Origin of the sequence: Hyphomonas sp. BRH_c22 (assembly GCF_000961795.1) — a bacterium.
GTDB lineage: Bacteria > Pseudomonadota > Alphaproteobacteria > Caulobacterales > Hyphomonadaceae > Hyphomonas.
The window spans coordinates 1-23,608 of the sequence record NZ_LADU01000135.1; the positions used below are offsets into that span (position 1 = coordinate 1).

Consider the following 23,608-nt stretch of genomic DNA (forward strand, 5'->3'; position numbering starts at 1 on the left):
CCGGAACAGCGGGCCGGATTTCGTCAGCGCATAGGGGCAGACCGCCGCATAGGCATCCATGGCCTGGCGCACGGCGGGGATCAGCGGCACGATCCGCACCTTGCCGCCCTTGCCGCTGATGCGCAGGCGTTCCGGCGCGGGCAGGTCGGCGCCGGTCAGGTTCAGCGCCTCGGAGATGCGCAGGCCGCCGCCATAGAGCAGGCTCAGCACCGCCGCATCGCGCGCGCCGATCCATGTCTCGCTGTCCGGGTCCGTCTCCGCCTCGAAGATCATGTCCTTGGCCGCCTCGATGGACACCGGCCGGGGCAGGCGCGCCTTGCGCTTTGGCCCCTGCAGGTAGGCGATCTCGGCATTCTCGATCTCATGCGCCCGGCCGAGCCAGCGGTAGAGCGCCTTGATCGACGACAGGAGCCGCGCAATCGAGGCATCCGATAGGCCGTCGCGCCGCCGCTGCGCCAGGTGCGCACGAATGTCCCGCGCCTTCAGGCGGCCCAGCGCCTTCGGCGTCGGTTCCTCGCCAAGATGCACGCGCAGGAAATTGAAGAAGTCCGAGAGGTCGCTGCCATAGGCCTCGACCGTATTGCCCGCCAGTCGGCGCTCATGCTGCAGATGCGAGAGAAAGGCGGCGAGCGTGTCCATCCGGTGCAGAGTGGCAGCGGCGCATTAAGGATGAGTTTCGCGCCAATGTGGCGCAGTGTTGCGCGATGCCGGTTTGGTGGTATTTGTGCACCCGAAAATTCAACGGCGCATATTCTTGCGACCAGTATCTGAACGCTCTGCTGACCCAAAACAGATAACGAGAACAGAATGGCCACTAAAAGCAGAACCGTTGCAATCATCGGATTGGGCTTGTTCGGAACCGTCCTGGCGCGCGAATTGACGCGGATGGGCGACAGGGTTGTTGGACTGGATAGCGACGCAAGCCGCGTGAGCAGTCTGGCCGGTGAAATCGATTCGGCCATGCAGGTTGATGCAAGCGATCTGAAGGCGCTGAAGCAATGCGGCCTTGAAGCATGCGACAGCGTCGTCGTTTCCATTGGCGAGAACATGCAGGCCAACATTCTGGCGTCGATGAATGTGCAGGAAATCGGGTGCAAGCAGATTTGGGTGAAAGCTCAGAGTGAGGCCCATCTCAAGATTCTGACAGCCATCGGAATTCGGGATATTGTTCGGCCCGAACAGGATTTCGGACTGCGGATCGCGCAGGTCATCCACAATCCCCGCGTCACGGACTATCTGGCCCTCGGCGGGGGACAGTACGTTGCGGAGATAAAGGTGCCGGAGCAGCTGATTGGCCTTTGTGTGGGAAAGCTCAAGCTCATGCACTTCGATCTGAGATGCTTGGGCGTGTTTCGCTCGGGCGGCCTGCTGGACGCTCAGCTGGACACGATCACGCTTGCCGCAAACGACAGACTGCTGATCTACGGGAAGCGGCCGGATCTGCGCCGTTTCGCTGACGGGTTCTAACCCGCCATGAAGTGGCTTGTGAATTTACCCGCGCCTGCTTTGCTTGTGCTGGTCTATCTCAGCTGGATCGCCATTGGCGCGGCCTTGCTGATGCTGCCCATTTCATCCACGCACGGCATATCTCTTTCAGACGCGCTCTTCACGTCAACCTCTGCTGTCACCGTGACCGGGCTGGTTGTTGTCGATACCGGCAGTGCGTACACGATGTTTGGGCAAGGCGTCGTGATGCTCCTGATCCAGCTGGGCGGCATGGGTCTGATGACATTTGCCGTCATGGTGCTGTCGTCCCTCGGTCTCAGGATAGGCATGACGCATCGGCGCTATCTGCGTGAAGAAATGGGGCTGGCCTCGTTTTCCGGTCTGATTGACCTGGTCTGGACCATATTCCGCATTGTCCTTGTCTGCGAACTGCTTGGCATGATGCTGATGTCGATCGTCTTCGTTCCAGAATTCGGCTGGCGCGAGGGACTCTGGCAGGCGGCGTTCCATTCGATATCGGCCTTCAACAATGCCGGATTCTCTTTGTTCCCCGACAGCCTGATGGGGTATGTCGACAATCCGATCATCATCTTCACCGTATCGGTGCAGTTCATTATTGGCGGGCTGGGCTTTGCCGTTTTGTCGGACATTCTCCTGTTCCGGAAGTGGAGGCGCTTCTCGCTTCATACCCGCCTGATGCTGGTGGGAACGCTGGTGCTGATTTGCGGCACATGCGTGATCTACGGCCTGCTTGAATGGTCCAATCCCGAGACTTTAGGCGGACTGCATTCACTGCAATCCAAGCTGCAGGCGATCTGGTTTGAATCGGTCACGCCGCGTACGGCGGGCTTCAATTCAATGAATACAGCCGGAATGCATGACAGCACCGCCTTGTTCACCATGGTCCTGATGGTGATTGGCGCAGGCAGCACATCAACGGCCGGCGGGATAAAGGTCACGACAGCGGTGGTGCTGCTGATGGCCACGATCGCCTTCTTCAAGAATTCCGGACGCATGCGGGCCTTTGGATACAGTGTCGGCCTGGAGCAGGGATTGAAGGTGATGGCCCTGTTGACGGTCAGCCTGTTCGTTATCCTGATAGGCTTGTTCATTCTTGTTGGAACGCATCATCACATCAACTTTCTGGATGCGGCCTTTGAGGTGACTTCGGCATTCGGAACGGTCGGTCTCAGCCGCGGTGCCACGGGTGAACTGAATGATATTGGCCGTCTGGTCATATGCACCATCATGTTTCTGGGGCGCCTTGGGCCGTTGACGCTCGGATTCTTTCTCGCCTCCAAAACGCCCCCACGGGTCAAGTATCCCGAAGGTGAGGTCTATCTCGGCTAGTGATTGCGCAGCCGGTTCGCGCGCCTTTGGCGACGCTCAGGTCTCGCCTTCCCAATCCACGATAAAGTCTTCCATGTCGTCTTCGAACACGGTGTCTTCGGAGACGACCCGTCCCCGTACGGAATGGCCTTCTGTGTGCACGCGTTCGCGGTCGCCGCAGACAAGATAGTGCCAGTCCGGCAGGTCCTTGCCTTCATGAATCAGGCGATAGGCGCAGGTTGACGGCATCCAGGGCAGTTCCTCGATGGCGGCGGGGGTCAGCTTCACGCAGTCGGGCACTTTCTGCTTGCGATTGGCATAGTCCGAACACTGGCAGGTGCCGGCATCCAGCAGCGTGCAGTGCAGCCTTGTATAGGCGATTTCGCCGGTGTCCTCGTCTTCCAGTTTCAGCAGGCAGCACTTGGCGCAGCCGTCACAGAGGGATTCCCACTGGCTGGCATCCATCCTGTCGAGCGGTACGGTTTTCCAGAACGGCTCGCTCATGCCATCTGCGCCGTCCATGCGGGCGTCTTCCCGATCAGCGCGGTCGCAAACCAGCAGGATGACGAGACCCTGTCGCCGGCGGCAATCGCATCTTCCAGCGCACGGGTGACCAGGCGCTTGCCCAGCCCGCGTCCGCCGATCCTCTCCGGCACGATCGTATGCGTAATATGCATGCGGCCGCCTGCCGGGCGCTCATAGGTCAGGTAGGCTTCGGTGCCATCAATCACGAGGCTGTAGCGGCGCGCCTCGGCATCGTGCGTGATGGTCTCGCCGCTCATGCCAGAACGTCCTGCCATTCGGGATGCTTTGCGATCTGTGCCTTGGCGAAGGGGCAGAGCGGGATGATCTTCACGCCGTTCCTGCGGGCGTCGTCCACGCCGCGCTGCACCAGCGCCACGCCAACGCCCAGGCCGGCCAGCTCTTTCGGCACGCCGGTATGGTCGATGATGATGCGGCTCGTTCCGGCTTTGGAGAACGTCATCTCCGCCTCATGGCCATTGACCACGGCGACATAGCGTCCGCCGGTCGGGCCGTCTTCAAGGGTAATTGTGATATCGCTCATATGATAGCTCCGCTTTGGCCGGATATAGGGACGTCCGCCCGGTCGGCGCAAGGAAAAGCCGCCCCACCGGGACGGCCCTTCAGTCCTAAGTCTTATACCGTTTGTGCGGCAATTACTTCTTGAACTTGTCCTTCACGTCGCCAGCGGCGTCGCGGATATTGCCTTCAACCTTGTCGGCCTTGCCTTTCAGCTCAAGCGACTTGTCGCCCGTCATCTTGCCGGCAGTTTCCTTGACGGTACCTTCAGCCTTCTTGGCGGCGCCCTTGATATGTTCCTTGTCCATGAGAATACTCCTTTCCACCGGTCGCGTTATTACGACCAACCCATCAACGCAGCACGTCAAAAAAGGTTGGATTAAATCTCCGAAAGCCGCCGGGGATTTTTCGTGGCCCAGGGTCTTTAAATCGGGTAGGCTGATGCCATGAAAAAGCATCTCGGACCCCACGGGCATGTCTCGCCCGGCGACATCGTCTCCATCCGGTTTGGCGGTGTGCTGAGGCATTATGGCGTGGCGACCACCAGCGGCACGGTGATTTCGAATTCGCGCAGGCATGATGGCGTGACCGAGCAGTCGCTGCACGATTTTGCCGATGGCCGGTCGATCAGGGTTCACCGCAATGGCGGCGCCAGCCATCCGATCGCGGCCGAGGCACGGGCGCGCCGGTCGCTGGGCGCGGCCTATCGTCTGGCGGGTTCCAATTGCGGTGACTTTGTCGGCCATGTCCATCGGCGCAAGCCCACGGTGACGCAGGTCGGCCGGGCCAGCCTGATGGCGCTTGGCGACCTGATCAGCCAGTCGCGCCACCGCTGAAAGGCATCCCGCCGCTGAACGCCTGCGAGTAAATGCACCATGCCGCGTCTGTTGAACCCTCCCGAGATCGACTGGCGCGAAGACGGCACCCCCGTCGCCCGCGCCCATGACGATGTCTATTTCACCGCCGGGGACGGCCTCGCGGAATCCCGCGCAGTGTTTCTCGCCGGGTGTGGCCTGCCCGAAGCCTGGCAGGGCAGGGACGTGTTCACGGTGGCCGAAACCGGCTTTGGCACCGGCCTGAACTTCCTCGCGCTGTGGCAGCTCTGGGAGACGCACCGCCCGTCACCAAACGCCCGGCTCCACTTTGTCAGTTTTGAAGCCTTCCCGCTGCAGCCCGAAGATGCCGTCCGGGCGCTTGACAGCTGGGCAGAGCTGGAAGAACTCGCCGCCCTGATGATTGCCCGCTGGCCAGGCCCGGCCAAGGGCGTGCGCCGCATGGTGTGGCCGGATGCCGGTGTTTCGCTGACCCTGCACCATGGCGACATTCGCGACACCCTGCCTGCCGCGCAGTTTCGCGCGGACGCCTGGTTCCTTGACGGGTTCAGCCCCGCCAAGAATGAAGAGATGTGGGGGCCGTGGATCTATCCCCAGATCGCCGCCCATTCGGTCCCCGGCGCGCGGCTCGGCACGTTCACGGTGGCCGGCGCGGTGCGCCGCGGACTGGCCGAGGCCGGGTTCGATGTCACACGCCAGCCCGGCCATGGCCGCAAGCGCGAGCGCCTCGAGGCCACCCTCAACACCCCTTCACCCCCCTCAACCCCCACGCCCGATCCCCATGCGACCGCCTGTGCGCCCCCCGGCCTCCGCCGCATCGCCATCATCGGCGCAGGCATTGCCGGTGCCTGCGCAGCCCGCGCCCTGATGGATGCCGGGGCCGAAATCACCGTGTTCGACAAGGCCGATCATCCTGCATCCGGTGCCAGCGGCAATCCGCTCGCCCTGCTGATGCCGCGGCTGGATGCAGCCGATACCGTGCAGGCCCGGCTGCTGGTCGATGCCTATATCGCGGCGCGCGATACCTATCGCGGCCTGCCAGGCGTCACCGAAACGGATGTCCGGCAGATCCCGAAGGACCAGGCGGACACAGACCGTTTCACCAAACTCCTCAACGATCCGCCCCTGCCCCTTGAAGACCTTGAGGCGCTGCAGGGCGGCGGCCTGCTGCACAAGCGCGCGCTGATCCTGCGGCCCGCCCTGCTGATCCCGGCGCTGCTGGCAGGCGCGACGCTGCGGATGGGAGAGGCGGCCGAGGTTGATGTCCCGCAGCGCGCGGTGAATGGCGAACGCTTTGACGCCATCATCCTCGCCACGGCGATGGCGGCCGGAAACCTGTTGCCGTGGCTGGGGCTTGAAGCGCGACTTGGCCAGGTCGAGTGGATCGCAGATGCCCCGGCAGCCGAGCCGGATGCCGTCGCGAGCGGCACCTATGCCCTTGCCGCCGGGACAGATCGCCTGTGGGGCGCCACGTTCGAACGCTTTGAAGGCGGCCCGCCAGCCACATCAGACGCTGCGCGGGCGGAAAATGCCGAAGGGCTGGAAACCCTGTCGCCCTGGTGGGTCCGCGAAGCGCGCGAGTACGCCGCGACGTCCCGCTCCGGGCTGCGTGCAACGACGGCTGACCGCCTGCCGCTGATCGGCGCCGTGCAGGATCATTCAGCGGCGCTGGAAGTTTTCGGCGGAGTCAGAAAAGGGCGCCCTGCGGATGCGGACGCCCCTCAATTACCGGGCATTTACATGGTGAATGGCTTTGGCGCGCGCGGCTTTACATGGGGGCCCTGGGCGGGTGACATTCTGGCGGCCCAGCTGATGGGCGGGCCCGCCCCGGCGGAGGCTGCTGCCCTTGTGGCAGTCAGCCCGATGCGCCTTATCCTGCGCGCCCTGAAGCGGGGCGAAGCTTAGGCGGCCCTGACGAAGGACAGTTGTAGGCCGCCATTCTCGTGCGGTGCGAGTGTCATTTCCAGTCCGCCCATCTCGAGTGCCATCCCGCCGTGCAGGCTGGCAATGGCCACAATGGCCAGGAGGATAAGGGTGGCTACGCCTCCGAGCAGCCAGTTATTGTAAAGTAGAGTCCCCTTGCTCATCGGTCCGTTCCTTTGTCGGGTTTGATGGTGGTTTCAGGTTATGGGTCTAGTTGCCGCGTTCCAGGTCGCGGAATTCCTTGCGCAGGCGCCACTCGTCTGACGTGACCTTGCGCTCGATGGATTGCAGGCGCTCGTCGAGGTCCATGAAGGTGTACTTCAGGTGGCCGAACGTGGCCCGGGGGCGGTCCGATACACCGCGCCAGAAGGCATCTTCCTCAGGAGAGATGGCGTTGCGGCCCAAAGGCGTGCGCGGCGTGATCATCCAGACGGTCATGTAGATGATGATGGAAAGCGGCCCGAGCATGAAGATCGTGGCGAGCACGAACAGGATACGGACTAGGATGGGTTCCCAGCCGAAGCGCTCGGCCAGACCGCCACACACACCGGCAATAACCTTGTCATTGCGCGAGCGGTAATAGCGTTTCGGGTTGGGAGACCGGTATTCCGCGCTGTCCTGGTCTGAATAATGGCGGGTCATGGTGATGTGTCCTTAATCGTCGAAGGTTGAACGGGGGCGGCGCGGTGGGCTTGCGCGCTCCCGTGTGTGGTCGTCGCTTTGGTCCAGAAGGGCTTCGAGCGTTTCCAGCCGGCGTTCCATTGCCTTGGCTGAGCGCCAGAGGTCTTCCAGCATGCGTTCGTCATCCGGCTGGAGTGTCTTCTGCCGGCGCCACTGGGAAATATAGTGAAGCATCATTCCCGGCAGGAAGACGAAGATGCTGAGGATGGCAACGAGGGCTATGACGCCTTCATCCATGGCTTAGCCCTCCCGCCGTTCGGCGCGGGCCTGGGCGATCAGCCCGGGTGTGCAGATCACTGTCAGGAAACCGAACAGGCAGATGAGTGAGAACAGCATCTATCAGGCCTCCGACTTGGAAGTCTTGGCGGCGGACTTGGAACGCTTGGCTTTCAGGGCTTCGAGTTCCTTCTCGACACTCTCGTTCTGCTCAAGCGCGGCGAACTCGGCTTCGAGGGTCGGCTCGCGGCCCTTGATCGTGTCCGCATAGGCTTCCATTTCGTCAACCTTGCGCTCGATCGTGTTGTAGCGGGCGAGGGCATCGTCAACCCGGCCGTCATAGACCTGGCTGCGGACGCGGATGCGCTGTTCGGCGGCTTCACGGCGCATCATCAGCGAGCGGTGCTTGGCCTTGGCTTCGTCCAGCTTGGCCTGCAGTTTGCCGAGATCGTCCTGGCGCTTTTCGAAGGCTTCCTCAGCGGCGTTCATGGCCGCCTTGCGGCGGGTGATCTCGCCTTCGGCTTTCTGCTTGGCGATCAGGGCGCCACGGGCCAGGTCTTCACGACCCTTGTCGATGGCCAGTTCGGCCTTGGCAGCCCATTCGTCGCGGGCGGACGTGAAGTGGACGATTTCGCGTTCCATTTCCTTCTTGTCGGCCATGGCGCGGGCGGCGGCGGTGCGCACTTCGACCAGCGTGTCTTCCATTTCCTGGATGATCAGGCGGGCAATTTTTTCCGGGTTTTCAGCACCGTCCAGCATCGCGTTGATGTTGGAGTTGATGATGTCACCGAGGCGGGAGAAGAGACCCATGGGGTATCCTTTCTTGTTTGACTGGGAGGGGGTTAAAAGAAGAGGCCGCCGAGGAAGATGCCGACGCCGAAAAACATCCAGCTCTCGGCAGGGCGGGTCGACAGCCAGCGGCCAAATCGGCCTGCGTCACTGCGAGCTTCTGTGCGGTAATTACGGTCGTCCATCTTGGGCCTTGTCCTTCTTGCTGGTTGCGACGCCCCCGTCGCTCTGAGTGCCAGTATCATTTCAAGGACCGTGCCAAGTGAAAATTAATTTCATAAAGCCTTGAAAAATAACAATAAAAAATATTTCGAGGCGAGGTCGCGTATAATAATTTCGTTATTTTGACGAAAAAATTAGTCGATAATAAATTCATAAATGTCTATATAGACCAAATGATTGGCCAATCGACCCAGCTTATTGGTGAAGCGCCTGCCTGGCTCAGCGCGCAGGAGCATGTTTCCCGCGTCGCCCCGCTGGAACGGCCGATCCTGGTGATTGGCGAGCGCGGCACCGGCAAGGAATTGATCGGCGAACGCCTGCACTTTCTGTCGAAGCGCTGGGAAGGCCCGTTCGTGAAGGTCAATTGCGCGGCACTGTCTGAACAATTGCTGGATTCCGAACTGTTCGGGCATGAGCGCGGGGCCTTCACGGGCGCGACCGAGCAGCGCAAGGGCCGGTTCGAGCTGGCTGATGGCGGCACGATTTTCCTCGACGAGATCGCCACGGCGAGCCGCGCCGTTCAGGAAAAGCTGCTGCGCATTGTCGAATATGGCGAGTTCCAGCGCCTCGGCGGCTCGCGGGTCATGACGACCAATGTGCGCATTGTTGCCGCCACGAACATGGACCTGCCAGCCATGGTGGAGCGGGGAGACTTCCGGGCGGACCTGCTCGACCGGCTTGCCTTCGATGTCATCACGCTGCCGCCCCTGCGGGCGCGCAAGGGAGACGCAACGCTGCTCGCCGATTTCTTTGCCCGGCGTATCGCAATCGAGATGGCCCAGGACTTTCCGGGCTTCGCCCCGTCGGCCATTGCGGCGATCGAGGCGCATGATTGGCCGGGCAATGTGCGGGAATTGCGCAATTTCGCCCAGCGCCTTGCACACCGCTCCATGCTGACCGCGCCGGACGAGCCGGTCCGGTTCGACCCCTCGGCGCTGGATCCGTTCGCATCGCCGTGGCGGCCCGGTGCTTCCAGCCGGGCGACTGCCGACGCCCCGCGATTCGATTTGCCGGATGCGTCAGCCATTCATGGCCCGGTCGATTTCAACGCAGCCATCAGCCGGCTCGAGTTGCGCCTCGTCGACGAGGCCCTCGCCGCCAGCCAGGGGCATCAGGGCCGTGCGGCTGACGCGCTCGGGCTGACCTATCACCAGTTCCGGGGCCTGCTGAAAAAGCATGGCTATGGCAAGAAACCGGGCAAGCCGGACGTGTGAACTGGCTGTAATGTGAGCGTTCACTCTTACGGATGCGACAGATCAGGGGAATCGATTCGCGTCCGGCGCAAATCTGCGCCATACTTGGAAGTCTCGAATAGCAAAGGAGACCGCTCGTGCAGATACAAATTACTGGCAAGCATATGGATCTCGGAGGTGCTCTCAGGAGCCGTATCGAAGAAGGGCTTGAGGCGGCGGTCAGTAAATACTTCAATCGTACCGGGGAGGCGAGCGTGTTCGTCTCGCAACACGGACACCTCGTCGAGGTTGACTGCAATGTGCATCTCCCGTCCGGTATCGTGCTGCAATCGACCGGAAAGGCGACTGACCCGTACGCTGCGCTCGAAGACAGTCTCGACAAGATGGAAAAGCGGGTGCGCCGCTACAAGCGCCGCCTGAAGGACCACCACGCCAACCCCGCCGCGCCCCTGCCCGCAGAAGTCGCGACCAGCGCCGTTCTGACGCGCAATGGGCGCGCCGCGGATGCAGATGAAATCGACGACGAGATTGTCGATGTTTCCGACGTGCCGCTGACGGTCGCAGAAACATCCGTCAGTATCCGCAAGATGAGCGTGTCGGAAGCGGTCATGCAGCTCGAACTGCAAGAGGTGCCTGCACTGATGTTCAGGAATGCTGGCCATGACGGACTGAATATGGTCTACCGCCGTCCGGATGGGCATATCGGCTGGGTTGACCCGGCCAATACGCCCCGGAACTGAAGCCCACACACGGAAGCAGCGTAAATGGCAACCGATCTGAGCTCCCTGCTAAAAGGCGGGATTATCATCCCTTGTTATGAGGCGACCAGCCGCAAACAGGCGCTGCACGCCTTGTCCGAAGAACTCAGTCGCGTGACGAAAATTTCCGCACGCGAAATCGAGGATTCGGTGATGGAGCGCGAGCGCCTCGGGTCGACAGGTGTCGGCGAGGGCGTTGCGATCCCGCATGCGCGCGTGCAGGGCATTGATGCGCCGATCGGGGCATTCATGCGCCTTGCGACGGGTGTGGATTTCGAGGCTGTCGATGACCGGCCATGTGACCTGATCTTCATGCTGCTTGCACCCTTGTCGGCCGGGGCAGACCATTTGCGGGCGCTGGCGCAAGTCAGCCGCGTCTTCCGTCAGGGGGCTGTGCGCGACGCGCTGCGCGCGGCCAATACGGTCGATGAGGTCAAGGCCATCATCTGCAAGGAATCAGTCGAGTCCTCGATCTGACCTGAATGCTGGCCCTAATAAAAAAGCCCGCCGGTCAGTCCGGCGGGCTTTATTTTTTCCGGTCACGGAGATCGATCAGCCTTCGCTTGGCTTTTCTTCAGCAAAGCCGCGATTTTCCAGCAGGGGATCGATCGTCGGATCGGACCCGCGGAAATTGCGGTAAAGTTCGTCAGCCTCACGCAGGCCGCCTGACTCATAGACCCATTTTTTCAGCTTGCCAGCGAGATCCGGATTATAGATGTCGCCGGACTGCTTGAAGGCCATAAAGCCGTCCGCATCGAGAATTTCAGACCAGAGATAGGCGTAGTAGCCTGCCGAGTATCCGCCCGCGAAGATATGGCTGAAATACTGCGACCGGTAGCGCGGTTCGATTTCCGGGAGGATCCCGTATTCCTCCAGCACCTGCTGTTCGAACGCGCGGGCATCGGTAATCTTAGCGGCATCTTCCGGTGTCAGCATGTGCCAGCGCAGGTCGAGCAGGGACGCGGCGATGAACTCGGTCGTCTTGAAGCCCTGGTTGAAGTTTGACGCCGCATTCATCTTGTCGACCAGGTCCTGCGGGATGATCTCGCCGGTCTTGTCGTGCCGGGCATACACAGCCAGCACTTCCGGATCGCCCGCCCAGTGTTCCAGGATCTGCGCCGGGAACTCGGTATAGTCACGCGGACCGTCGACGCCGGAGAATGTCGAATACCTGATCTGCGTCAGCAGGCCATGAAGGCCATGGCCGAACTCGTGGAACAGGGTTTCGACCTGGTCAAAGGTCAGCAGCGTCGGCTCGCCCTTTGCGGGCGGGGTGACGTTCAGGTTGTTGGTGATGATCGGCCGGGTATTCTCACCGACATTCGAGGTATCGCGGAAGGATGACATCCAGGCGCCGCCCCGCTTGGAATCACGCGAATACATGTCAGTCATGAACAGGCCAAGATGTTCGCCCGTCTCAAGGTCTTTCACGTCCCAGGACTCGACAACGGGGTTCCATGTCTCCGTTTCGACCGGCGTGAAGCTCACATTGAACAGCTTGGTCGCCACATCGAACGCCCCCTGGCGCACCGCGCCCAGTTCGAAATAAGGCTTCAGCAGATTGCCGTCGAAGGCATATTTCGCCTGGCGTACCTTCTCGGCATAGAACCACCAGTCCTGGCCTTCCAGCGTGAATGCGTCACCGATCATGGCCTGCATGTCGGTGCGTTCTTCCCTGGCGCGCGCAAGGCCCGGCTCCAGGACGCGCTTGAGGAAGTCCTCGGCCTGTTGCGGTGTCTTCGCCATGCGGGTTTCGAGCTGGTAGGCAGCATGAGACGGGTAGCCCATCAGTTCCGCGCGCTTGGCGCGCAACTGGGCGATCCTGATCAGGATCGGCCCATTGTCATATTCGCCGCTTGAAGCGCGCAGGCGATAGCCGTCAAACATCTGCTTGCGCAGGTCGCGGTTCTCGCCTTGCGTCATGAAGGTTTCGTAGACAGAGCGGTCCACGGTCAGGACCCACTTGTCCTCGCCCTCAGCCTTGATCGAATTCTTGAAGTCATCGGCCAGGCCTGCGAGCTGCGTCTCGTCGGTGACTTCCAGCTTGAAGGCCTTGGTCGAGAGGAGCAGGTTCTTGCCGAATTCGGTGGTCAGCGCCGACAGTTCTTCATTGATCGTGGCGACCTCTGCCTTCACTTCCGGGCTCAGCGCAGCGCCATTGCGCACGAATTCGCGATGGGTCAGCTCGAGCAGGCGGGCGTCCTGTTCGTCGAGCCCCAGACGGTCGCGTTCGGCATAGACGGCCTGCACCCGCTTGAAGAGGTCCGGGTTGAACGTGATCGCATCGGTCTCGCGCGTGAGCATCGGATAGATCTCGGATTCCAACTCGCTCAGCGTGTCATTGGTGTCGGTATTGGTGATGTTGTTGAAGGTTAGGATCACCTTGTTCAGCGAGCCGCCGGCCTGGTCGAGCGCGACAATCGTATTATCGAAGTCCGGCGCATCGGGGTTGTTGACGATGGCGGTGATTTCCTCGCGCAGTTCCAGCAGTGCCTTCTTGGTGGCGGGCAGGTAGTGGGCGTCCGTGATCTGGCTGAACGGCGGCACACCATATTCGGACGTCCATTCCTGGCGGAACGGGTTGCCTTCGAGTTCTGCGTCCGTCACCACGATTTCCGGCAGTTCGGCTGTTTCAGTCTGTGAGACTTCTGCCTGTTCTGGCGTGGCTTCCGGTTTCTTGCCACATGCGGACAGGGTGAGCGCGAGCGCGGCAGCTGTGCCGAGCAGGAAATGTTTTGTGGTCATGAAGCGTCCTCTTGATGGATTTGACCCCGTCTAGCGCGGAAGTGGGGCAAAAACCAGCATTTGAGGCCCATTCATTGCAGGTTAGCGTGCGAGACGGGCAATCGTCTCGTGATACTCCGCAATCGTTTCCTCGAAGATCTGTGCCACCGGTTTGACCGCGTGAATTCGCCCGGCGACTTGTCCTGTCAACGCGATTCCGGCCTCCAGGTCGCCGCCGAAATACACAGCCTGCGTATCGGCGAACTCTCCAAAAATATTGGCGCTGCCTTCTGTTTCGATACGACTGGTGCGTTCGGTCCGCAGGGCACGCAGGGCCGGCCCGGGTCCGGAACGATTGAGGAAGATCGTATCAGTTGCTTCGGCGTCGATGATCGCAGTTTTCCAGTTCTGATGAACCGGGCTTTCCTCTGACGAAAGGATACGTGTTCCCATGAGGACGCCCTCAGCGCCCAGTGCAAACGCAGCGGCCATGGTGCGACCGTCCGTAATGCCGCCGGCAGCCACGACCGGCACATTCACTTGCTCACAGACCAGCGGGATCAGCACCATGGAGGCGACATCCTTCGGGTTCTTGAACCCGCCACCTTCGCCGCCTTCAACAATCAGCCCGTCAACGCCCGCTTCGATGGCACGCAGTGCGCCTTGGAGGCTGGGGACGACGTGGAACACAGTGAGGCCGGCTTCCTTGAGCATGCCTGTGTATTTCATCGGATCGCCTGCAGACGTGGTCACGAACTTGATGCCCTGCTGGATGATGAAGTCGATGATGTTTGGGTCACGCACAAAAGCCTGCGCCACGTTAACGCCGAATGGCTTGTCCGTCAGGTCGTGCATCTTGAGGATTTCCTCACGGATCGCGTCCAGTTCGCCCGACGAGGTTTCAATAATGCCCATACCGCCTGCATTGGAAACGGCCGATGAAAGGTGTGAGCGGGCGATCCAGCCCATCGCGGCCTGGATGATCGGCTTTTCGATGCCGAGCATGTCTGTGATGCGCGTTCTGACGGGCTTGGTGGTCATGTTTCTTCCTGTCTTTTCATCTCGGGTTCGGTGTTTTCCCGAAGCAGCGAAAGGCCTAGTAACCGCGGGGGAACGGGGTGCCGTAACGGTGTGAAAAATGGTGCGCGATGCTGCGGGCGCTGGCAAGATAGCGCAGGCCATTGGCTTCCTCGACATTCACATCCTGGCCAACCGGCGTGTCAGGGTGCAGGACCAAGGTTGGCGCATTGTACCGGCCTTCGCCCAGCATCGCGACAATCTCTGTTCGGGGATGTTCAAGGCCGACATGGACAATGTCCAGCGCGTCGCGAATGGAAGGAAAATAACCGAGTACGCCCCATATCTCGGCACATTCAGGGCAGAATTCGCGCCGGTCATTTCCCTCAAATCCGGGAGGCAGCAGGAACAGGACATCTTTGGGCATTGGCAGGTCTCACGCTCTGGTTATGTGAAGTCCTAATACGCATGTTCCGCGAAGTCATGGCGTGACAGCACCCGCTTGCAGCCTATGCTGGCCCATCAAGGGTTGAGGAGGTCTCGCCGATGGCGGACATGCAGCAGCTGGTTCTGGCGCGCTATTGTGTGGGCGCCCCTGTGCCGGAAGATTTCAGGCTGGAAAACGCCGGCCTGCCCGAGCCGAAGGAGGGTCAGTTCCGCGTCGCCCATGTCTGGTGCTCGGTTGATCCCGGCACGCGGTCGCGCCTGTCTGGCGGCGATTCCTACGCCATGGCGCTGCCGCTCGGCAAACCGATTGACGGGTTCAGTGTCGGTATTGTCGATGCCAGCCAGAACGAGGCCTTTCCGGTCGGCACGAAAGTCTTCTGCGCCGGCGGCTGGAAGACGCATTCGATCCAGTCGGGCAGGGGCTTTGTCGGCAAGGTGCCGGAAGCGCCCGTACCGCTCAGCGCCTGGATCGGCGTGCTGGGCGTGCCGGGACTGACCGCCTGGTTCGGCCTGAAGACCGTGGCGAAATTCAGGGAAGGCGACACTGTGCTCGTTACGTCGGCGGCCGGCCCTGTCGGTGCGACGGCCGGGCAACTCGCAAAGGCCTGGGGCGCGTCCAAAGTCGTCGGCATTGCAGGCTCTGACGCGAAATGCGATTTCCTGACGGGCGAGGCGGGCTTCGACGCCGCAATCAATTACAAGACCGCGCCGGACCTGACGGCGGCCATCGCGGAGCAATTTCCCAAAGGCGTGGACGTCCTGTTCGACAATGTCGGCAATGAAATGGTCAACCGCGTGCTGCCGCTGATGGCGCTGAACGGACGTATCTGCATTTCCGGCCAGGTGGCCGACTATAACCGGACGCCGGAAGAAACGCCGGGCATCGTGAATACCAAGCCTTTCATCACGCACCGCGTGAACATGCAGGGACTGGTGGTGTTCGATTTCGCCCGCGACTTCCCCGAAGCCCTGCAGACAATGGCCGGCCTTCTGGCCACGGGAAAGCTGAAGAGCAATGAGGAACGCTTCGAGGGCATCGCGGCGATGCCGGAAGCTTTTTGCGGCCTGTTCCGGGGCGAGAATTTCGGGCGCCGCGTTGTCAGAGTTGGAGTGGAATCATGAGCACGCAATACGACATCACCAGCGATAAATGGGAGCGTTTCACCTTCTCCCGCGATGGCCGCGTCCTGACCGCCGCGATCACGTCGGACCATCCCGTCAACGGCGTTGACGAGCAGATGCACACCGAACTCGCGCTCGTCTTCAACTGCCTGCAGCGAGACAGCGAAAGCGACATCATCATCCTCACCGCCAAAGGCCGGACCTTCTGCGCGGGCGGGGATTTCGACTGGTTCGAGGAGCAGATCAACCATCCCGAACGCTTCCGTGCGATCGGATGGGACGCCAAGCAGATCGTCACGACCCTGCTGAACATGGAAAAGCCCATCATCTGCCGCATGAACGGGGCCGCCGCAGGCCTCGGCGCGACGATTGCGCTCTTCTGCGACATCATCATTGCCGACGAGACGGCGAAGATCGGCGACCCGCACGTCAAGGTCGGGCTGGTCGCCGGTGATGGCGGCGCGCTGATCTGGCCGCAACTGATCGGCTTCGCCAAGGCCAAGGAACTCCTGATGACGGGTGACTTGCTCAGTGCGAAAGAGGCCGAGCGTCTCGGCCTGATAAACTATGCGGTTCCCGCTGCGGAACTTGACGCGAAAGTGGCTGAACTCGTCGCCAAGCTGCAGGCGAACCCGAAATGGGCTGTGCGCTGGACCAAGACCACCGCCAATATTCCGTTGCGCGCGCTTGCCGCGCAGTTGATGGATGCCAGCATCGGCTGGGAAAGCGTGTCCAACTATATGGGTGACCGGCGTGAGGCCGTGGCGGCCTTCAAGGAAAAACGCGCCCCGAAATTGACGGGAGACTGACATGCGGCTGCGCGCCCCCAGTCACTATGAATTTGCCACGCTGACGGATCTCTGCATGCGGTCAAAGGCTGTCTGGGGTTACCCGCCCGACATGCTTGAAGCGTTTCGCGCCGAACTGACGATTTCCGAGGACGATGCTGCCACGGACATGATCGTGGTTGCCGATGACATACGCGGTGTGGCCGGTGTGGTGCAGGTCGCCATCGACGGGGAAACGGCCTGGCTTGAGAAACTCTTCGTCGAACCGGCGCGTCTCGGGGAAGGGACCGGCCAGATGCTGTATGTCTGGGCGTGCCGGATCGCCCAGGATGCCGGCGCAAAAGACCTCGTGATTGATTGCGATCCTGACGCCATGAAATTTTACATGCGCATGGGCGCCGAACGCGATGGCGAGGCCGAATCCGCTTCGATTTCGGGCCGCATGCTGCCGCGGCTCGTCCACCGGCTTCACCCCCTTTCTAGAGACTGAGTTTGACGCGGCCGCTCCGGTCAGGGGATGTATCGAACTCGTTGAGGCCTGGTACACGGCCAAAGGCGATCTTGGCTCCGGCATAGCCGCCCGGCGGCTCGTTATGGGGACCGAGCGAAACGACGCAGGTGCCATGGCGCGCGTTCAGCGCATCCATCGCGTCCGTCACCCGCTCCCAGCGATGGCGTTCGGAGCGGCTGTCGTCATGGTCGAACAGGTCGGCGCTGGCTTCACCGCTCCGGTGCAGGCCGTACAGAATGACGGAGACCTTCTTCATTCGGTTCGCATGCAGGGCGGTAAGCCCCTTGTCGTAAAGCAGGCTCGCCTCGCGCAGGAATGTGTGATCGTCGCGCGCGGGGAAAAAGCCCTGCTCCCCGCTCCAGCGCTGCCCGTCGGTGCATGACATGGAAACGGCGAGGATGCTGGCCGTATAGCCTTCCCGGCGCAACCGCCGCGCGGCCTTGGCGGTCAGCAGGCGCAGGCATTCACGCGCCTTGTGGGGCTGCCGCCAGTCACTCGACAGGACGCGGCCATGTCCGAACATCCGCCGGACGGTTTCGGGCCGGGATACGGCATAGCCGTGCAGCTGCGCCCACATCCGTTCGCCCTCGACACCGTTCCAGATCATCCGGGCCTGTTTCGGGGAGAGGTTCCAGAGCTGTTCGACCGTGAACACGCCCGCCCGGCCGAGGCGTGCATGGATGCCGCTGGCAATGCCGGGCAGGTCCCTGAGTTCAAGATTGAACAGGGGCCCAGGCAGGTCTGCCGGGCGCAGCATGACAAACCCGTTCGGCTTGTCCATTTCCGCGGCGACCTTGGCGAGGAACTGGTTCGGGGCAAGCCCGATGGAGGGCGTCAGCCACGGTCCGATATTCTCGCGCAGGCCATCGCGGATCTGCCCGGCAAGCGCCACGCAACGCTGCCGCTCAGAGCCACTCAGCGCGCACTCCATCTCGTCTACCGACCAGACCCTGTGGACCGGTGTGTGGCGGTCGATTTCCTCCAGGATACGGTGGTGCAGTTTTACATAGACATCGTGGCGGGCCACCGGCAGGGCAATATCCGGACAGAGGGCCCGCGCCTCGCGCACGGAGGTGCCCCGCTGGATGCCCGCCTGCTTGGCGAGATAGCACCGGGCGATCAGGCTCGTATGCTCCGATTCCAGCGGAATGACGCCGACCGGGCGGTCGCGCAGTTCCGGGCGGAGCTGTTTCTCCGCATTGGCAAAAAATGCGTCGAAGTCGATATAAAGGGACTCGATCTCGGTTGGCTGGCGCATGGTGACTCTGCCTAAAAAAGAACATAACCAGAACATTCGGCTGGAGTCGAGAGGCTTTGGTGCCGTCGCGAAAACGGAAAATTGACGCAGGCGCGCCCCTGCACTATCTGCTTTCCTGTGGTGATTTGGCCGGTCGGCTTGCAGCCACGTTAAACAAGTCGCTAAAAGGCCGCGCGGACATGCCTGCAGGTTACTGCCTCCGCCTTCCTTTCATGCGATGTGAGTAGGATTGGAGTAACGGCCATGCCGATCAGGATTCCAGATACGCTGCCCGCCCGCGACGTTCTCGTGCGCGAGGGTGTCTCGGTGATGAGCGAAACCGATGCGATCCGGCAGGATATCCGCCCGCTGCAGATCGGCCTTCTGAACCTGATGCCCAACAAGATCCGCACCGAGGCCCAGATCGCCCGCCTGATCGGCGCCTCGCCCCTGCAGGTGGAGCTGACCCTCGTCATGGTCGGCGGTCATACGCCCAAGAACACGCCTGAAGAGCACCTGATCAGCTTCTACCAGAACTGGCAGGATATCCGCGACCGCAAGTTTGACGGCTTCATCATCACCGGCGCGCCGGTGGAAACCCTTCCGTTCGAGGAGGTCGGCTACTGGCAGGAACTGACGGAGATTCTCGACTGGACGCGCACGAACGTCCATTCCAGCTTCTTCATCTGCTGGGGCGCCATGGCGGCCGTCTGGCACCTGCATGGCGTGCCCAAGCACACGCTCACCGAAAAGGCTTTCGGCGTCTATCGCCACCAGAACCTTGCGCCGACATCGCCTTTCCTGTCCGGCTTTTCCGACGATTTCCAGATCCCGGTCAGCCGCTGGACGGAGGTCCGCGCCGAAGATATTGCAAAGGCCCCCGAACTGAAGCTGCTGATGGATTCCGATGTCACCGGGCCCTGCCTCCTGTCGGAGCCGGCCCAGCGCAATCTCTACTGCTTCAACCATATCGAATATGATTCGACCTCGCTGAAGGAGGAGTATGAGCGCGACGTTGCTGCCGGCAAGGCGATCAAGTTGCCCTATGGCTATTTCCCGAAGGATGATTCAAGCGCCCAGCCGCTAAATCGCTGGCGCAGCCACGCCCACCTCCTGTTCGGCAACTGGATCAATCAGGTTTACCAGACGACACCCTTCGATGCGGCGCGCATCGGAGAGGTCTAGACACATCCGGCTTTCCCGCGCGGGGCAATCACACTAGGTATCTCGCATGACCAGTTTCGCCCCCGAACCGACCCATGTCACCGAACTGCGCCGGCAGCTGTCGCGCTGGGTGGCCGAGAAGATGCCGCGCGAGAAGCGCCGCGAATGGGACAAGGCCCATACATGGGACAGGTCATTGTTCCGGGAACTTGCGGACATGGGCCTGATCGGCCTGACGATACCGGAAGAATACGGCGGCCAGGGCGAGGATATCTATGCCGCCGCCGCCGTGATCGAGGAGCTTTGCCAGGGCGGCCCCAGCATGGCAGGCCCCTTCATCCATGCCGCCTTCTATGGCGGTCTCAACATTTCCGAGAACGGATCGCCGGAACAGAAAGAAGCCCTGCTGCCCAGACTGGCGCGCGGCGAAATGTTCCTCTGCTATGGCCTGTCCGAACCCAATGTCGGCGGCGACCTGCCCAGCGTCGAAACGCGTGTCACCCGTGAGGGCGACGAGATCGTCATCAATGGTGCCAAACGCTGGTGCACGGGTGCGGACTGGTCGGACTATATCTACTGCCTCTGCCGCTCCGGCGGGCCGGAAGACCGGCACGGCAATCTCACCTTCGTCCTTGTGCCCACCAATGCACCCGGCGTCTCGATGCAGCCCATCGCCCACGCAAACCTGCGCTATACGGACTCGATGGACGTTTTTCTCGACGAGGTGCGCCTGCCCGCCAGCGCCATCGTCGGCGGCCCGGACAAGTGGAACAAGGGCTGGGAGGCCCTCGCCGGCCGCGCGCTGGATGTCGAGAAGATCGAGATCACGGCTGTCGCCTATGGCATCGCCCGCGCCGCGCTGGAAGAGGCCTGGCAATACGCGCAGGAGCGCACGCAGTTCGGCAAGCCGATCTCGAAGCACCAGGCCATCGCCCACAAGCTCGTCACCGCCCGCACCAAGCTCGCCGCCTGCCGCCACATGCTCTATCACGCGGCCTGGCTCGCCAGCGAGCACCAGCCGTGCAGCGTCGAGACCGCCATGGCCAAACTCTATGTTGCCGACACCGGCGTCGAGATCGGCCTCGCCTGCCAGCAGGTCATCGGCGCCTATGGCCTGTCCGATGCCTATGACATTGAACGCAATGTGCGCGACCTGCTCGGCATGCCCATCGTCGGCGGTTCCAGCGATATCCAGAAGAACAACCTGGCGCGGATGTTGAAACTCTAGATGCGTGACTGGCAGAACATGCTTTTTCCAGCGCCTCATCCTGAGCGAAGCCAAAGGATGAGCGCTCGGAAGGCAGATTCACAGGATCAGCACGCGTGATTGAAACTCAGACGTCGCCCGAGCTTTCCTACGCGTCCTATTTCGACGATCCGCTGAAGCGGCGCCTCATCCGCGCGGTCGAGCGCATGTCCGGCCAGCCCAGGATCAAACAGCTCTACGAGCATTACCGCGATCATCTCGCCCATGACGTGCCCTTCTTCGAGGCCGCCATGCGCCTGCTCGATCTCGATGTTCAGTTCTCCGCCTCGCGCCTCGCCGAGATCCCGCGCACCGGCCCGCTGGTCATCGTGGCGAACCACCCGTTCGGCGTGCTGGACGGCCTTGTCATCTGCTGGCTGGCGAGCTTGCGCCGCATGGATTTCAGGGTGCTGACCAATACCGCCCTCGACGGCGTACCCGAAGCGCGGCCCTATATCCTGCCCGTTGACTTTTCCGGCACGAAGGAAGCCCTCGCCGCCAATGTCGTGATGCGCAAGGAAGCGCTGGAGCATGTGAAGGCTGGCGGCTGCGTGATCGTCTTCCCCGGCGGCGGTGTTGCCACCACGCCGCGCCCGTTCGACCGCACGGCTGTGGATGATGAATGGAAGCCCTTCACCGCCAAGCTCATCACGCATTCCGGCGCGCATGTGACGCCGGTCTATTTCGAGGGCCAGAACTCCCGCCTGTTCCAGCTCGCCAGCCACCTCTCGCTGGAACTGCGTCTCGCGCTGGTATTCCGCGAAGTGAAGCGCCGCATGGGAACGGCAATGCCTGTCGTCATCGGCGAAACGCTGACGCCTGACGCCTTGAAGGATGCCGGCAGGCGCAAGGGCCTGATGGAATTCCTGCGTGAGAAGACCTACGGGCTTGCCCCGATGGGGCAGACTTTGCGATATCATGAAGCCACGCGCCGTTTCATGGCGAAGAAGCCATTGGTTTTCCGCTAGGCCTGGAGGGCGAAGCATGAGTGACCCACTGGGTGGTGCGGCAGACACGGCCATCGAACACGCTGCTGCCGATGCAGCCGCCGGGGTCGGGGCCCCGAAGGCGGGAACGCAGGACGCACACTGCCTGAATTGCGGCAAGGCGCTCGTCGGCGATTTTTGCCACGCCTGCGGGCAGGGTGCCCAGAGCCTCCGCCGTCCCTTCTGGTCGCTCGTCGGGGAGAGTATCGAAACCCTCTTCGCGATTGATGGCCGTGTCGCGCGCACCCTGCCGAACCTGCTGCTTCATCCCGGCCGCATGACACGTCTCTATCTCGATGGCCAACGGGCGCGCTTCATTCCGCCCTTCCGTCTCTATGTGCTCGCCTCACTGGTCTTCTTTGTGCTCCTGCCTCTCGTGATCGGCCAGCGCGTCGGCTTCATTTCGCAAGTCGAGCCAACCTTCGAGGAGGCTCGTGCTCAGATCGAGGAATCCTATCAGCAGGGCGACATGACCGAGGCGGAATACCAGGAGGCGATCAGCGGTATGGACAAGGCGGAGGCCCTCTGGCGCGGCGGCATTCCGGGTCTTGTTGCCACGCCCCCCGTCACGGAAGGTGAGGAGTCTGCGCCAGCACCTCCGGATGCGGAATGGGCCGGCTTCATGCCAACGGAAGCGCTGGATGCGATCCGCGAGGCTGGCGAGAAGGGCGACGAGGATGCCGCCCGCTTTGCAGAAGTGATGGACAGGCCGGGCCTGCTCGCCGAACAGACGCGCCGCTGGATCCCGCGCATGATGTTCGTGCTGTTACCGGTCTTTGCCTGCCTTCTGGCGCTGGTTTACCTGTGGCGGCGCCAGTTCCTGTTTTTCGACCACTTGATTGTCTCGCTGCACTTCCATGCTGCGCTCTTTTTCGCAATGTCGATCGGTGTGATCGCCGCGCAGCTTGTCGGCTGGGGCTGGGTGACGCTTGCCCTGATTGTCTATTCGAACGTCTATCTCTACCGCCTCAACCGCGTCGTCTACGGGCGCGGTCCGTTCAGTTCCGTCATGAGGACAGTAACGCTCGACCGCCTCTACTTCTGCGTCCTGCTCACAGCCCTGCTGATGGCCGTTATTTTCGGCGCCTTGTCCTTGTGAGGCGCGGCGCATGATCAGGGACTTGGCCATGCGCCGCGCGACCCTTGAGGATGTCGCCGTGCTGGCAGAGATCCACCTGCAGGCGAGGGCGTCCGCCATGCCCTGGCTTACTGTCGTGCATACGCCTGACGAGGTTCTGCAGTATTTTAAGGAGCAGGTGCTTGCCGAGTCAGACGTGTGGCTCGCGGCAGGACTCGGCGGGTTTGCGGGATTCTCTGCGCGCCGCGACACGGAACTGGACCATCTGTATGTCGCCCCGCCATTCTGGCGGCTGGGCGTCGGCACCGCGCTCCTGCAAATGGCCATGCTTACGGTCCCGCGTCTTGAATTGTGGACGTTCCAGCGCAATGCAGGCGCGCGGCAGTTTTATGAGCGGCATGGCTTTACTGCCACCCCGTTTACCGACGGCGCGGCGAACGAAGAAAACGAACCCGACGTGCGCTATATCTGGGAGGGACCGGATGATCACGCCTGACCAGCTCCGCACAACTGCCCTCGCCTTTCCGCGCGCTCTCGAGAAACCGCATTTCGACTGGGCGAGTTTTCGGGTCGATGTGCCCAAGGGCAGGATATTCTGCACCCTGCCGCCGCACCATGAATTCTCGAACGTGTTCCTGACTCCGGAGGAGCAGACCATGCTTGTGGAGGCCGAGCCGGACATTTTCTTCAAGGTGCCCAACAAATGGGGCGACAAGGGCGCAACCTCGATCCGCCTTGCGGCATGTGATGAGGCGACCCTGCGGTCGGCCCTCACCCTGTCGTGGCGTCATGCTGCCCCGCCCAGGTTCCACGACGAACTGACGCTTTGACGGGCCCGGGATCCGGTCTAGTCTCTG

General features: G+C 61.8%; 30 protein-coding genes and 1 riboswitch. Of the genes, 16 read left to right on the forward strand and 14 right to left on the reverse strand.

The window, feature by feature from the left end:
* Nucleotides 1-639: site-specific integrase (locus tag VR74_RS19025; RefSeq protein ID WP_045699510.1), on the reverse strand; the 639-nt coding region annotated here is incomplete at its 3' end.
* A gap of 168 nt (nt 640-807) precedes the next feature.
* On the opposite strand from VR74_RS19025, the gene VR74_RS19030 reads away from it, so the two are divergent.
* Nucleotides 808-1,467: a TrkA family potassium uptake protein gene (locus VR74_RS19030; protein ID WP_045699512.1), complete on the forward strand. Its 660-nt coding sequence runs from the start codon at nt 808-810 to the stop codon at nt 1,465-1,467.
* 6 nt (nt 1,468-1,473) lie between these two features.
* Nucleotides 1,474-2,796 (forward strand): TrkH family potassium uptake protein, encoded by a 1,323-nt coding sequence (locus VR74_RS19035; RefSeq protein WP_299951348.1) that lies wholly within the window; start codon nt 1,474-1,476, stop codon nt 2,794-2,796.
* A 36-nt stretch (nt 2,797-2,832) separates the two neighbouring features.
* On the opposite strand, the gene VR74_RS19040 is transcribed toward VR74_RS19035, so the two are convergent.
* The 4 genes from VR74_RS19040 to VR74_RS21355 form a co-directional block, all read right to left on the reverse strand.
* The gene (locus tag VR74_RS19040) at nt 2,833-3,297 is read right to left on the reverse strand and encodes a YcgN family cysteine cluster protein (protein ID WP_299951351.1); all 465 of its coding nucleotides are present in this window, start codon (nt 3,295-3,297) and stop codon (nt 2,833-2,835) included.
* The gene (locus VR74_RS19045; RefSeq protein WP_045699516.1) at nt 3,276-3,557 is read right to left on the reverse strand and encodes a GNAT family N-acetyltransferase; all 282 of its coding nucleotides are present in this window, start codon (nt 3,555-3,557) and stop codon (nt 3,276-3,278) included. Before VR74_RS19045 ends, VR74_RS19040 begins: the two co-directional genes overlap by 22 nt.
* Nucleotides 3,554-3,841 carry a GNAT family N-acetyltransferase gene (locus tag VR74_RS19050; protein WP_045699518.1) on the reverse strand — a complete coding sequence of 96 codons (288 nt, stop codon included), beginning with the start codon at nt 3,839-3,841 and terminating at the stop codon, nt 3,554-3,556. The genes VR74_RS19045 and VR74_RS19050 overlap by 4 nt, the downstream gene beginning before the upstream one ends.
* 112 nt (nt 3,842-3,953) lie before the next feature.
* Nucleotides 3,954-4,124, reverse strand: coding sequence for a CsbD family protein (locus tag VR74_RS21355; RefSeq protein ID WP_299951354.1), 171 nt, complete (start codon nt 4,122-4,124; stop codon nt 3,954-3,956).
* Nucleotides 4,125-4,262: 138 nt separating this feature from the next.
* On the opposite strand from VR74_RS21355, the gene VR74_RS19055 reads away from it, so the two are divergent.
* Together VR74_RS19055 and mnmC are read left to right on the forward strand one after the other, a co-directional pair.
* Nucleotides 4,263-4,652: a hypothetical protein gene (locus VR74_RS19055; protein ID WP_045699520.1), complete on the forward strand. Its 390-nt coding sequence runs from the start codon at nt 4,263-4,265 to the stop codon at nt 4,650-4,652.
* 39 nt (nt 4,653-4,691) lie between these two features.
* Nucleotides 4,692-6,554 carry an FAD-dependent 5-carboxymethylaminomethyl-2-thiouridine(34) oxidoreductase MnmC gene (gene mnmC, locus VR74_RS19060; protein WP_045699522.1) on the forward strand — a complete coding sequence of 621 codons (1,863 nt, stop codon included), beginning with the start codon at nt 4,692-4,694 and terminating at the stop codon, nt 6,552-6,554.
* On the opposite strand, the gene VR74_RS19065 is transcribed toward mnmC, so the two are convergent.
* The 5 genes from VR74_RS19065 to VR74_RS21360 form a co-directional block, all read right to left on the reverse strand.
* Nucleotides 6,551-6,736: a hypothetical protein gene (locus tag VR74_RS19065; RefSeq protein ID WP_045699524.1), complete on the reverse strand. Its 186-nt coding sequence runs from the start codon at nt 6,734-6,736 to the stop codon at nt 6,551-6,553. The genes mnmC and VR74_RS19065 overlap by 4 nt on opposite strands.
* A gap of 46 nt (nt 6,737-6,782) precedes the next feature.
* Nucleotides 6,783-7,214 (reverse strand): envelope stress response membrane protein PspC, encoded by a 432-nt coding sequence (gene pspC / locus VR74_RS19070; protein ID WP_045699525.1) that lies wholly within the window; start codon nt 7,212-7,214, stop codon nt 6,783-6,785.
* Nucleotides 7,215-7,226: 12 nt separating this feature from the next.
* Nucleotides 7,227-7,490 (reverse strand): envelope stress response membrane protein PspB, encoded by a 264-nt coding sequence (gene pspB / locus VR74_RS19075; RefSeq protein ID WP_045699527.1) that lies wholly within the window; start codon nt 7,488-7,490, stop codon nt 7,227-7,229.
* Between the two features lie 102 nt (nt 7,491-7,592).
* Nucleotides 7,593-8,279 (reverse strand): phage shock protein PspA, encoded by a 687-nt coding sequence (pspA, locus tag VR74_RS19080; RefSeq protein ID WP_045699529.1) that lies wholly within the window; start codon nt 8,277-8,279, stop codon nt 7,593-7,595.
* 32 nt (nt 8,280-8,311) lie between these two features.
* Nucleotides 8,312-8,443: a hypothetical protein gene (locus VR74_RS21360; RefSeq protein WP_299951356.1), complete on the reverse strand. Its 132-nt coding sequence runs from the start codon at nt 8,441-8,443 to the stop codon at nt 8,312-8,314.
* A gap of 210 nt (nt 8,444-8,653) precedes the next feature.
* On the opposite strand from VR74_RS21360, the gene pspF reads away from it, so the two are divergent.
* The 3 genes from pspF to VR74_RS19095 all read left to right on the forward strand — a co-directional run bounded on the left by pspF (nt 8,654) and on the right by VR74_RS19095 (nt 10,908).
* Complete coding sequence (pspF, locus tag VR74_RS19085; RefSeq protein ID WP_045699531.1) at nt 8,654-9,694, forward strand: phage shock protein operon transcriptional activator; 1,041 nt, start codon at nt 8,654-8,656, stop codon at nt 9,692-9,694.
* 116 nt (nt 9,695-9,810) lie between these two features.
* Complete coding sequence (raiA, locus tag VR74_RS19090) at nt 9,811-10,413, forward strand: ribosome-associated translation inhibitor RaiA (RefSeq protein ID WP_045699534.1); 603 nt, start codon at nt 9,811-9,813, stop codon at nt 10,411-10,413.
* Between the two features lie 24 nt (nt 10,414-10,437).
* Nucleotides 10,438-10,908 carry a PTS sugar transporter subunit IIA gene (locus tag VR74_RS19095; protein ID WP_045699536.1) on the forward strand — a complete coding sequence of 157 codons (471 nt, stop codon included), beginning with the start codon at nt 10,438-10,440 and terminating at the stop codon, nt 10,906-10,908.
* Nucleotides 10,909-10,983: 75 nt separating this feature from the next.
* Here the strand turns inward: VR74_RS19095 and VR74_RS19100 are convergent, their stop codons facing one another.
* The 3 genes from VR74_RS19100 to VR74_RS19110 form a co-directional block, all read right to left on the reverse strand.
* Nucleotides 10,984-13,176, reverse strand: a complete 2,193-nt coding sequence (locus tag VR74_RS19100) for a M3 family metallopeptidase (protein WP_045699538.1) — start codon at nt 13,174-13,176, stop codon at nt 10,984-10,986.
* Nucleotides 13,177-13,257: 81 nt separating this feature from the next.
* Nucleotides 13,258-14,196 (reverse strand): nitronate monooxygenase, encoded by a 939-nt coding sequence (locus tag VR74_RS19105; protein ID WP_045699540.1) that lies wholly within the window; start codon nt 14,194-14,196, stop codon nt 13,258-13,260.
* Between the two features lie 55 nt (nt 14,197-14,251).
* Nucleotides 14,252-14,599 (reverse strand): DUF3088 family protein, encoded by a 348-nt coding sequence (locus VR74_RS19110; RefSeq protein WP_045699542.1) that lies wholly within the window; start codon nt 14,597-14,599, stop codon nt 14,252-14,254.
* 119 nt (nt 14,600-14,718) lie between these two features.
* On the opposite strand from VR74_RS19110, the gene VR74_RS19115 reads away from it, so the two are divergent.
* From VR74_RS19115 to VR74_RS19125, 3 genes are read left to right on the forward strand one after another with little or no spacing between them, the layout of a single operon-like run.
* On the forward strand, nt 14,719-15,741 hold the full coding sequence (locus VR74_RS19115; RefSeq protein ID WP_045699544.1) for an NADP-dependent oxidoreductase: 1,023 nt from the start codon (nt 14,719-14,721) through the stop codon (nt 15,739-15,741).
* Complete coding sequence (locus VR74_RS19120) at nt 15,738-16,550, forward strand: enoyl-CoA hydratase-related protein (RefSeq protein ID WP_045699546.1); 813 nt, start codon at nt 15,738-15,740, stop codon at nt 16,548-16,550. Before VR74_RS19115 ends, VR74_RS19120 begins: the two co-directional genes overlap by 4 nt.
* A 1-nt stretch (nt 16,551) precedes the next feature.
* Nucleotides 16,552-17,019, forward strand: coding sequence for a GNAT family N-acetyltransferase (locus tag VR74_RS19125; protein WP_045699548.1), 468 nt, complete (start codon nt 16,552-16,554; stop codon nt 17,017-17,019).
* Here the strand turns inward: VR74_RS19125 and VR74_RS19130 are convergent.
* Nucleotides 17,009-18,298 carry a hypothetical protein gene (locus VR74_RS19130; RefSeq protein WP_045699550.1) on the reverse strand — a complete coding sequence of 430 codons (1,290 nt, stop codon included), beginning with the start codon at nt 18,296-18,298 and terminating at the stop codon, nt 17,009-17,011. The genes VR74_RS19125 and VR74_RS19130 overlap by 11 nt on opposite strands.
* A gap of 107 nt (nt 18,299-18,405) precedes the next feature.
* Nucleotides 18,406-18,483, forward strand: a riboswitch (SAM riboswitch).
* Between the two features lie 58 nt (nt 18,484-18,541).
* Between VR74_RS19130 and metA the strand changes: the two genes are divergently transcribed.
* The 6 genes from metA (at nt 18,542) to VR74_RS19160 (ending at nt 23,581) form a co-directional block, all read left to right on the forward strand.
* Nucleotides 18,542-19,462: a homoserine O-succinyltransferase gene (metA, locus tag VR74_RS19135; protein WP_045699552.1), complete on the forward strand. Its 921-nt coding sequence runs from the start codon at nt 18,542-18,544 to the stop codon at nt 19,460-19,462.
* A 46-nt stretch (nt 19,463-19,508) separates the two neighbouring features.
* Nucleotides 19,509-20,669 (forward strand): acyl-CoA dehydrogenase family protein, encoded by a 1,161-nt coding sequence (locus VR74_RS19140; protein WP_045699554.1) that lies wholly within the window; start codon nt 19,509-19,511, stop codon nt 20,667-20,669.
* Between the two features lie 95 nt (nt 20,670-20,764).
* Entirely contained in the window at nt 20,765-21,655 is an 891-nt protein-coding gene (locus tag VR74_RS19145; RefSeq protein WP_299951359.1) for a lysophospholipid acyltransferase family protein, read from the forward strand.
* Nucleotides 21,656-21,671: 16 nt separating this feature from the next.
* Complete coding sequence (locus VR74_RS19150; protein WP_045699556.1) at nt 21,672-22,772, forward strand: DUF3667 domain-containing protein; 1,101 nt, start codon at nt 21,672-21,674, stop codon at nt 22,770-22,772.
* A gap of 10 nt (nt 22,773-22,782) precedes the next feature.
* A complete protein-coding gene (locus VR74_RS19155; protein ID WP_045699558.1) occupies nt 22,783-23,247 on the forward strand; it encodes a GNAT family N-acetyltransferase in 465 nt (154 codons plus the stop codon).
* Nucleotides 23,234-23,581, forward strand: coding sequence for an MmcQ/YjbR family DNA-binding protein (locus VR74_RS19160; RefSeq protein WP_299951362.1), 348 nt, complete (start codon nt 23,234-23,236; stop codon nt 23,579-23,581). Before VR74_RS19155 ends, VR74_RS19160 begins: the two co-directional genes overlap by 14 nt.
* Nucleotides 23,582-23,608: the final 27 nt, after the last annotated feature.

Bases quoted from the DNA above. Each gene is read 5' to 3' on its own strand.
- VR74_RS19030 (WP_045699512.1), top strand. From the start codon at position 808: ATGGCCACTAAAAGCAGAACCGTTGCAATCATCGGATTGGGCTTGTTC.
- VR74_RS19035 (WP_299951348.1), top strand. From the start codon at position 1,474: ATGAAGTGGCTTGTGAATTTACCCGCGCCTGCTTTGCTTGTGCTGGTC.
- VR74_RS19040 (WP_299951351.1), bottom strand. From the start codon at position 3,297: ATGGACGGCGCAGATGGCATGAGCGAGCCGTTCTGGAAAACCGTACCG.
- VR74_RS19045 (WP_045699516.1), bottom strand. From the start codon at position 3,557: ATGAGCGGCGAGACCATCACGCACGATGCCGAGGCGCGCCGCTACAGC.
- VR74_RS19050 (WP_045699518.1), bottom strand. From the start codon at position 3,841: ATGAGCGATATCACAATTACCCTTGAAGACGGCCCGACCGGCGGACGC.
- VR74_RS21355 (WP_299951354.1), bottom strand. From the start codon at position 4,124: ATGGACAAGGAACATATCAAGGGCGCCGCCAAGAAGGCTGAAGGTACC.
- VR74_RS19055 (WP_045699520.1), top strand. From the start codon at position 4,263: ATGAAAAAGCATCTCGGACCCCACGGGCATGTCTCGCCCGGCGACATC.
- mnmC (WP_045699522.1), top strand. From the start codon at position 4,692: ATGCCGCGTCTGTTGAACCCTCCCGAGATCGACTGGCGCGAAGACGGC.
- VR74_RS19065 (WP_045699524.1), bottom strand. From the start codon at position 6,736: ATGAGCAAGGGGACTCTACTTTACAATAACTGGCTGCTCGGAGGCGTA.
- pspC (WP_045699525.1), bottom strand. From the start codon at position 7,214: ATGACCCGCCATTATTCAGACCAGGACAGCGCGGAATACCGGTCTCCC.
- pspB (WP_045699527.1), bottom strand. From the start codon at position 7,490: ATGGATGAAGGCGTCATAGCCCTCGTTGCCATCCTCAGCATCTTCGTC.
- pspA (WP_045699529.1), bottom strand. From the start codon at position 8,279: ATGGGTCTCTTCTCCCGCCTCGGTGACATCATCAACTCCAACATCAAC.
- VR74_RS21360 (WP_299951356.1), bottom strand. From the start codon at position 8,443: ATGGACGACCGTAATTACCGCACAGAAGCTCGCAGTGACGCAGGCCGA.
- pspF (WP_045699531.1), top strand. From the start codon at position 8,654: ATGATTGGCCAATCGACCCAGCTTATTGGTGAAGCGCCTGCCTGGCTC.
- VR74_RS19095 (WP_045699536.1), top strand. From the start codon at position 10,438: ATGGCAACCGATCTGAGCTCCCTGCTAAAAGGCGGGATTATCATCCCT.
- VR74_RS19100 (WP_045699538.1), bottom strand. From the start codon at position 13,176: ATGACCACAAAACATTTCCTGCTCGGCACAGCTGCCGCGCTCGCGCTC.
- VR74_RS19105 (WP_045699540.1), bottom strand. From the start codon at position 14,196: ATGACCACCAAGCCCGTCAGAACGCGCATCACAGACATGCTCGGCATC.
- VR74_RS19110 (WP_045699542.1), bottom strand. From the start codon at position 14,599: ATGCCCAAAGATGTCCTGTTCCTGCTGCCTCCCGGATTTGAGGGAAAT.
- VR74_RS19115 (WP_045699544.1), top strand. From the start codon at position 14,719: ATGGCGGACATGCAGCAGCTGGTTCTGGCGCGCTATTGTGTGGGCGCC.
- VR74_RS19120 (WP_045699546.1), top strand. From the start codon at position 15,738: ATGAGCACGCAATACGACATCACCAGCGATAAATGGGAGCGTTTCACC.
- VR74_RS19125 (WP_045699548.1), top strand. From the start codon at position 16,552: ATGCGGCTGCGCGCCCCCAGTCACTATGAATTTGCCACGCTGACGGAT.
- VR74_RS19130 (WP_045699550.1), bottom strand. From the start codon at position 18,298: ATGCGCCAGCCAACCGAGATCGAGTCCCTTTATATCGACTTCGACGCA.
- metA (WP_045699552.1), top strand. From the start codon at position 18,542: ATGCCGATCAGGATTCCAGATACGCTGCCCGCCCGCGACGTTCTCGTG.
- VR74_RS19140 (WP_045699554.1), top strand. From the start codon at position 19,509: ATGACCAGTTTCGCCCCCGAACCGACCCATGTCACCGAACTGCGCCGG.
- VR74_RS19150 (WP_045699556.1), top strand. From the start codon at position 21,672: ATGAGTGACCCACTGGGTGGTGCGGCAGACACGGCCATCGAACACGCT.
- VR74_RS19155 (WP_045699558.1), top strand. From the start codon at position 22,783: ATGATCAGGGACTTGGCCATGCGCCGCGCGACCCTTGAGGATGTCGCC.
- VR74_RS19160 (WP_299951362.1), top strand. From the start codon at position 23,234: ATGATCACGCCTGACCAGCTCCGCACAACTGCCCTCGCCTTTCCGCGC.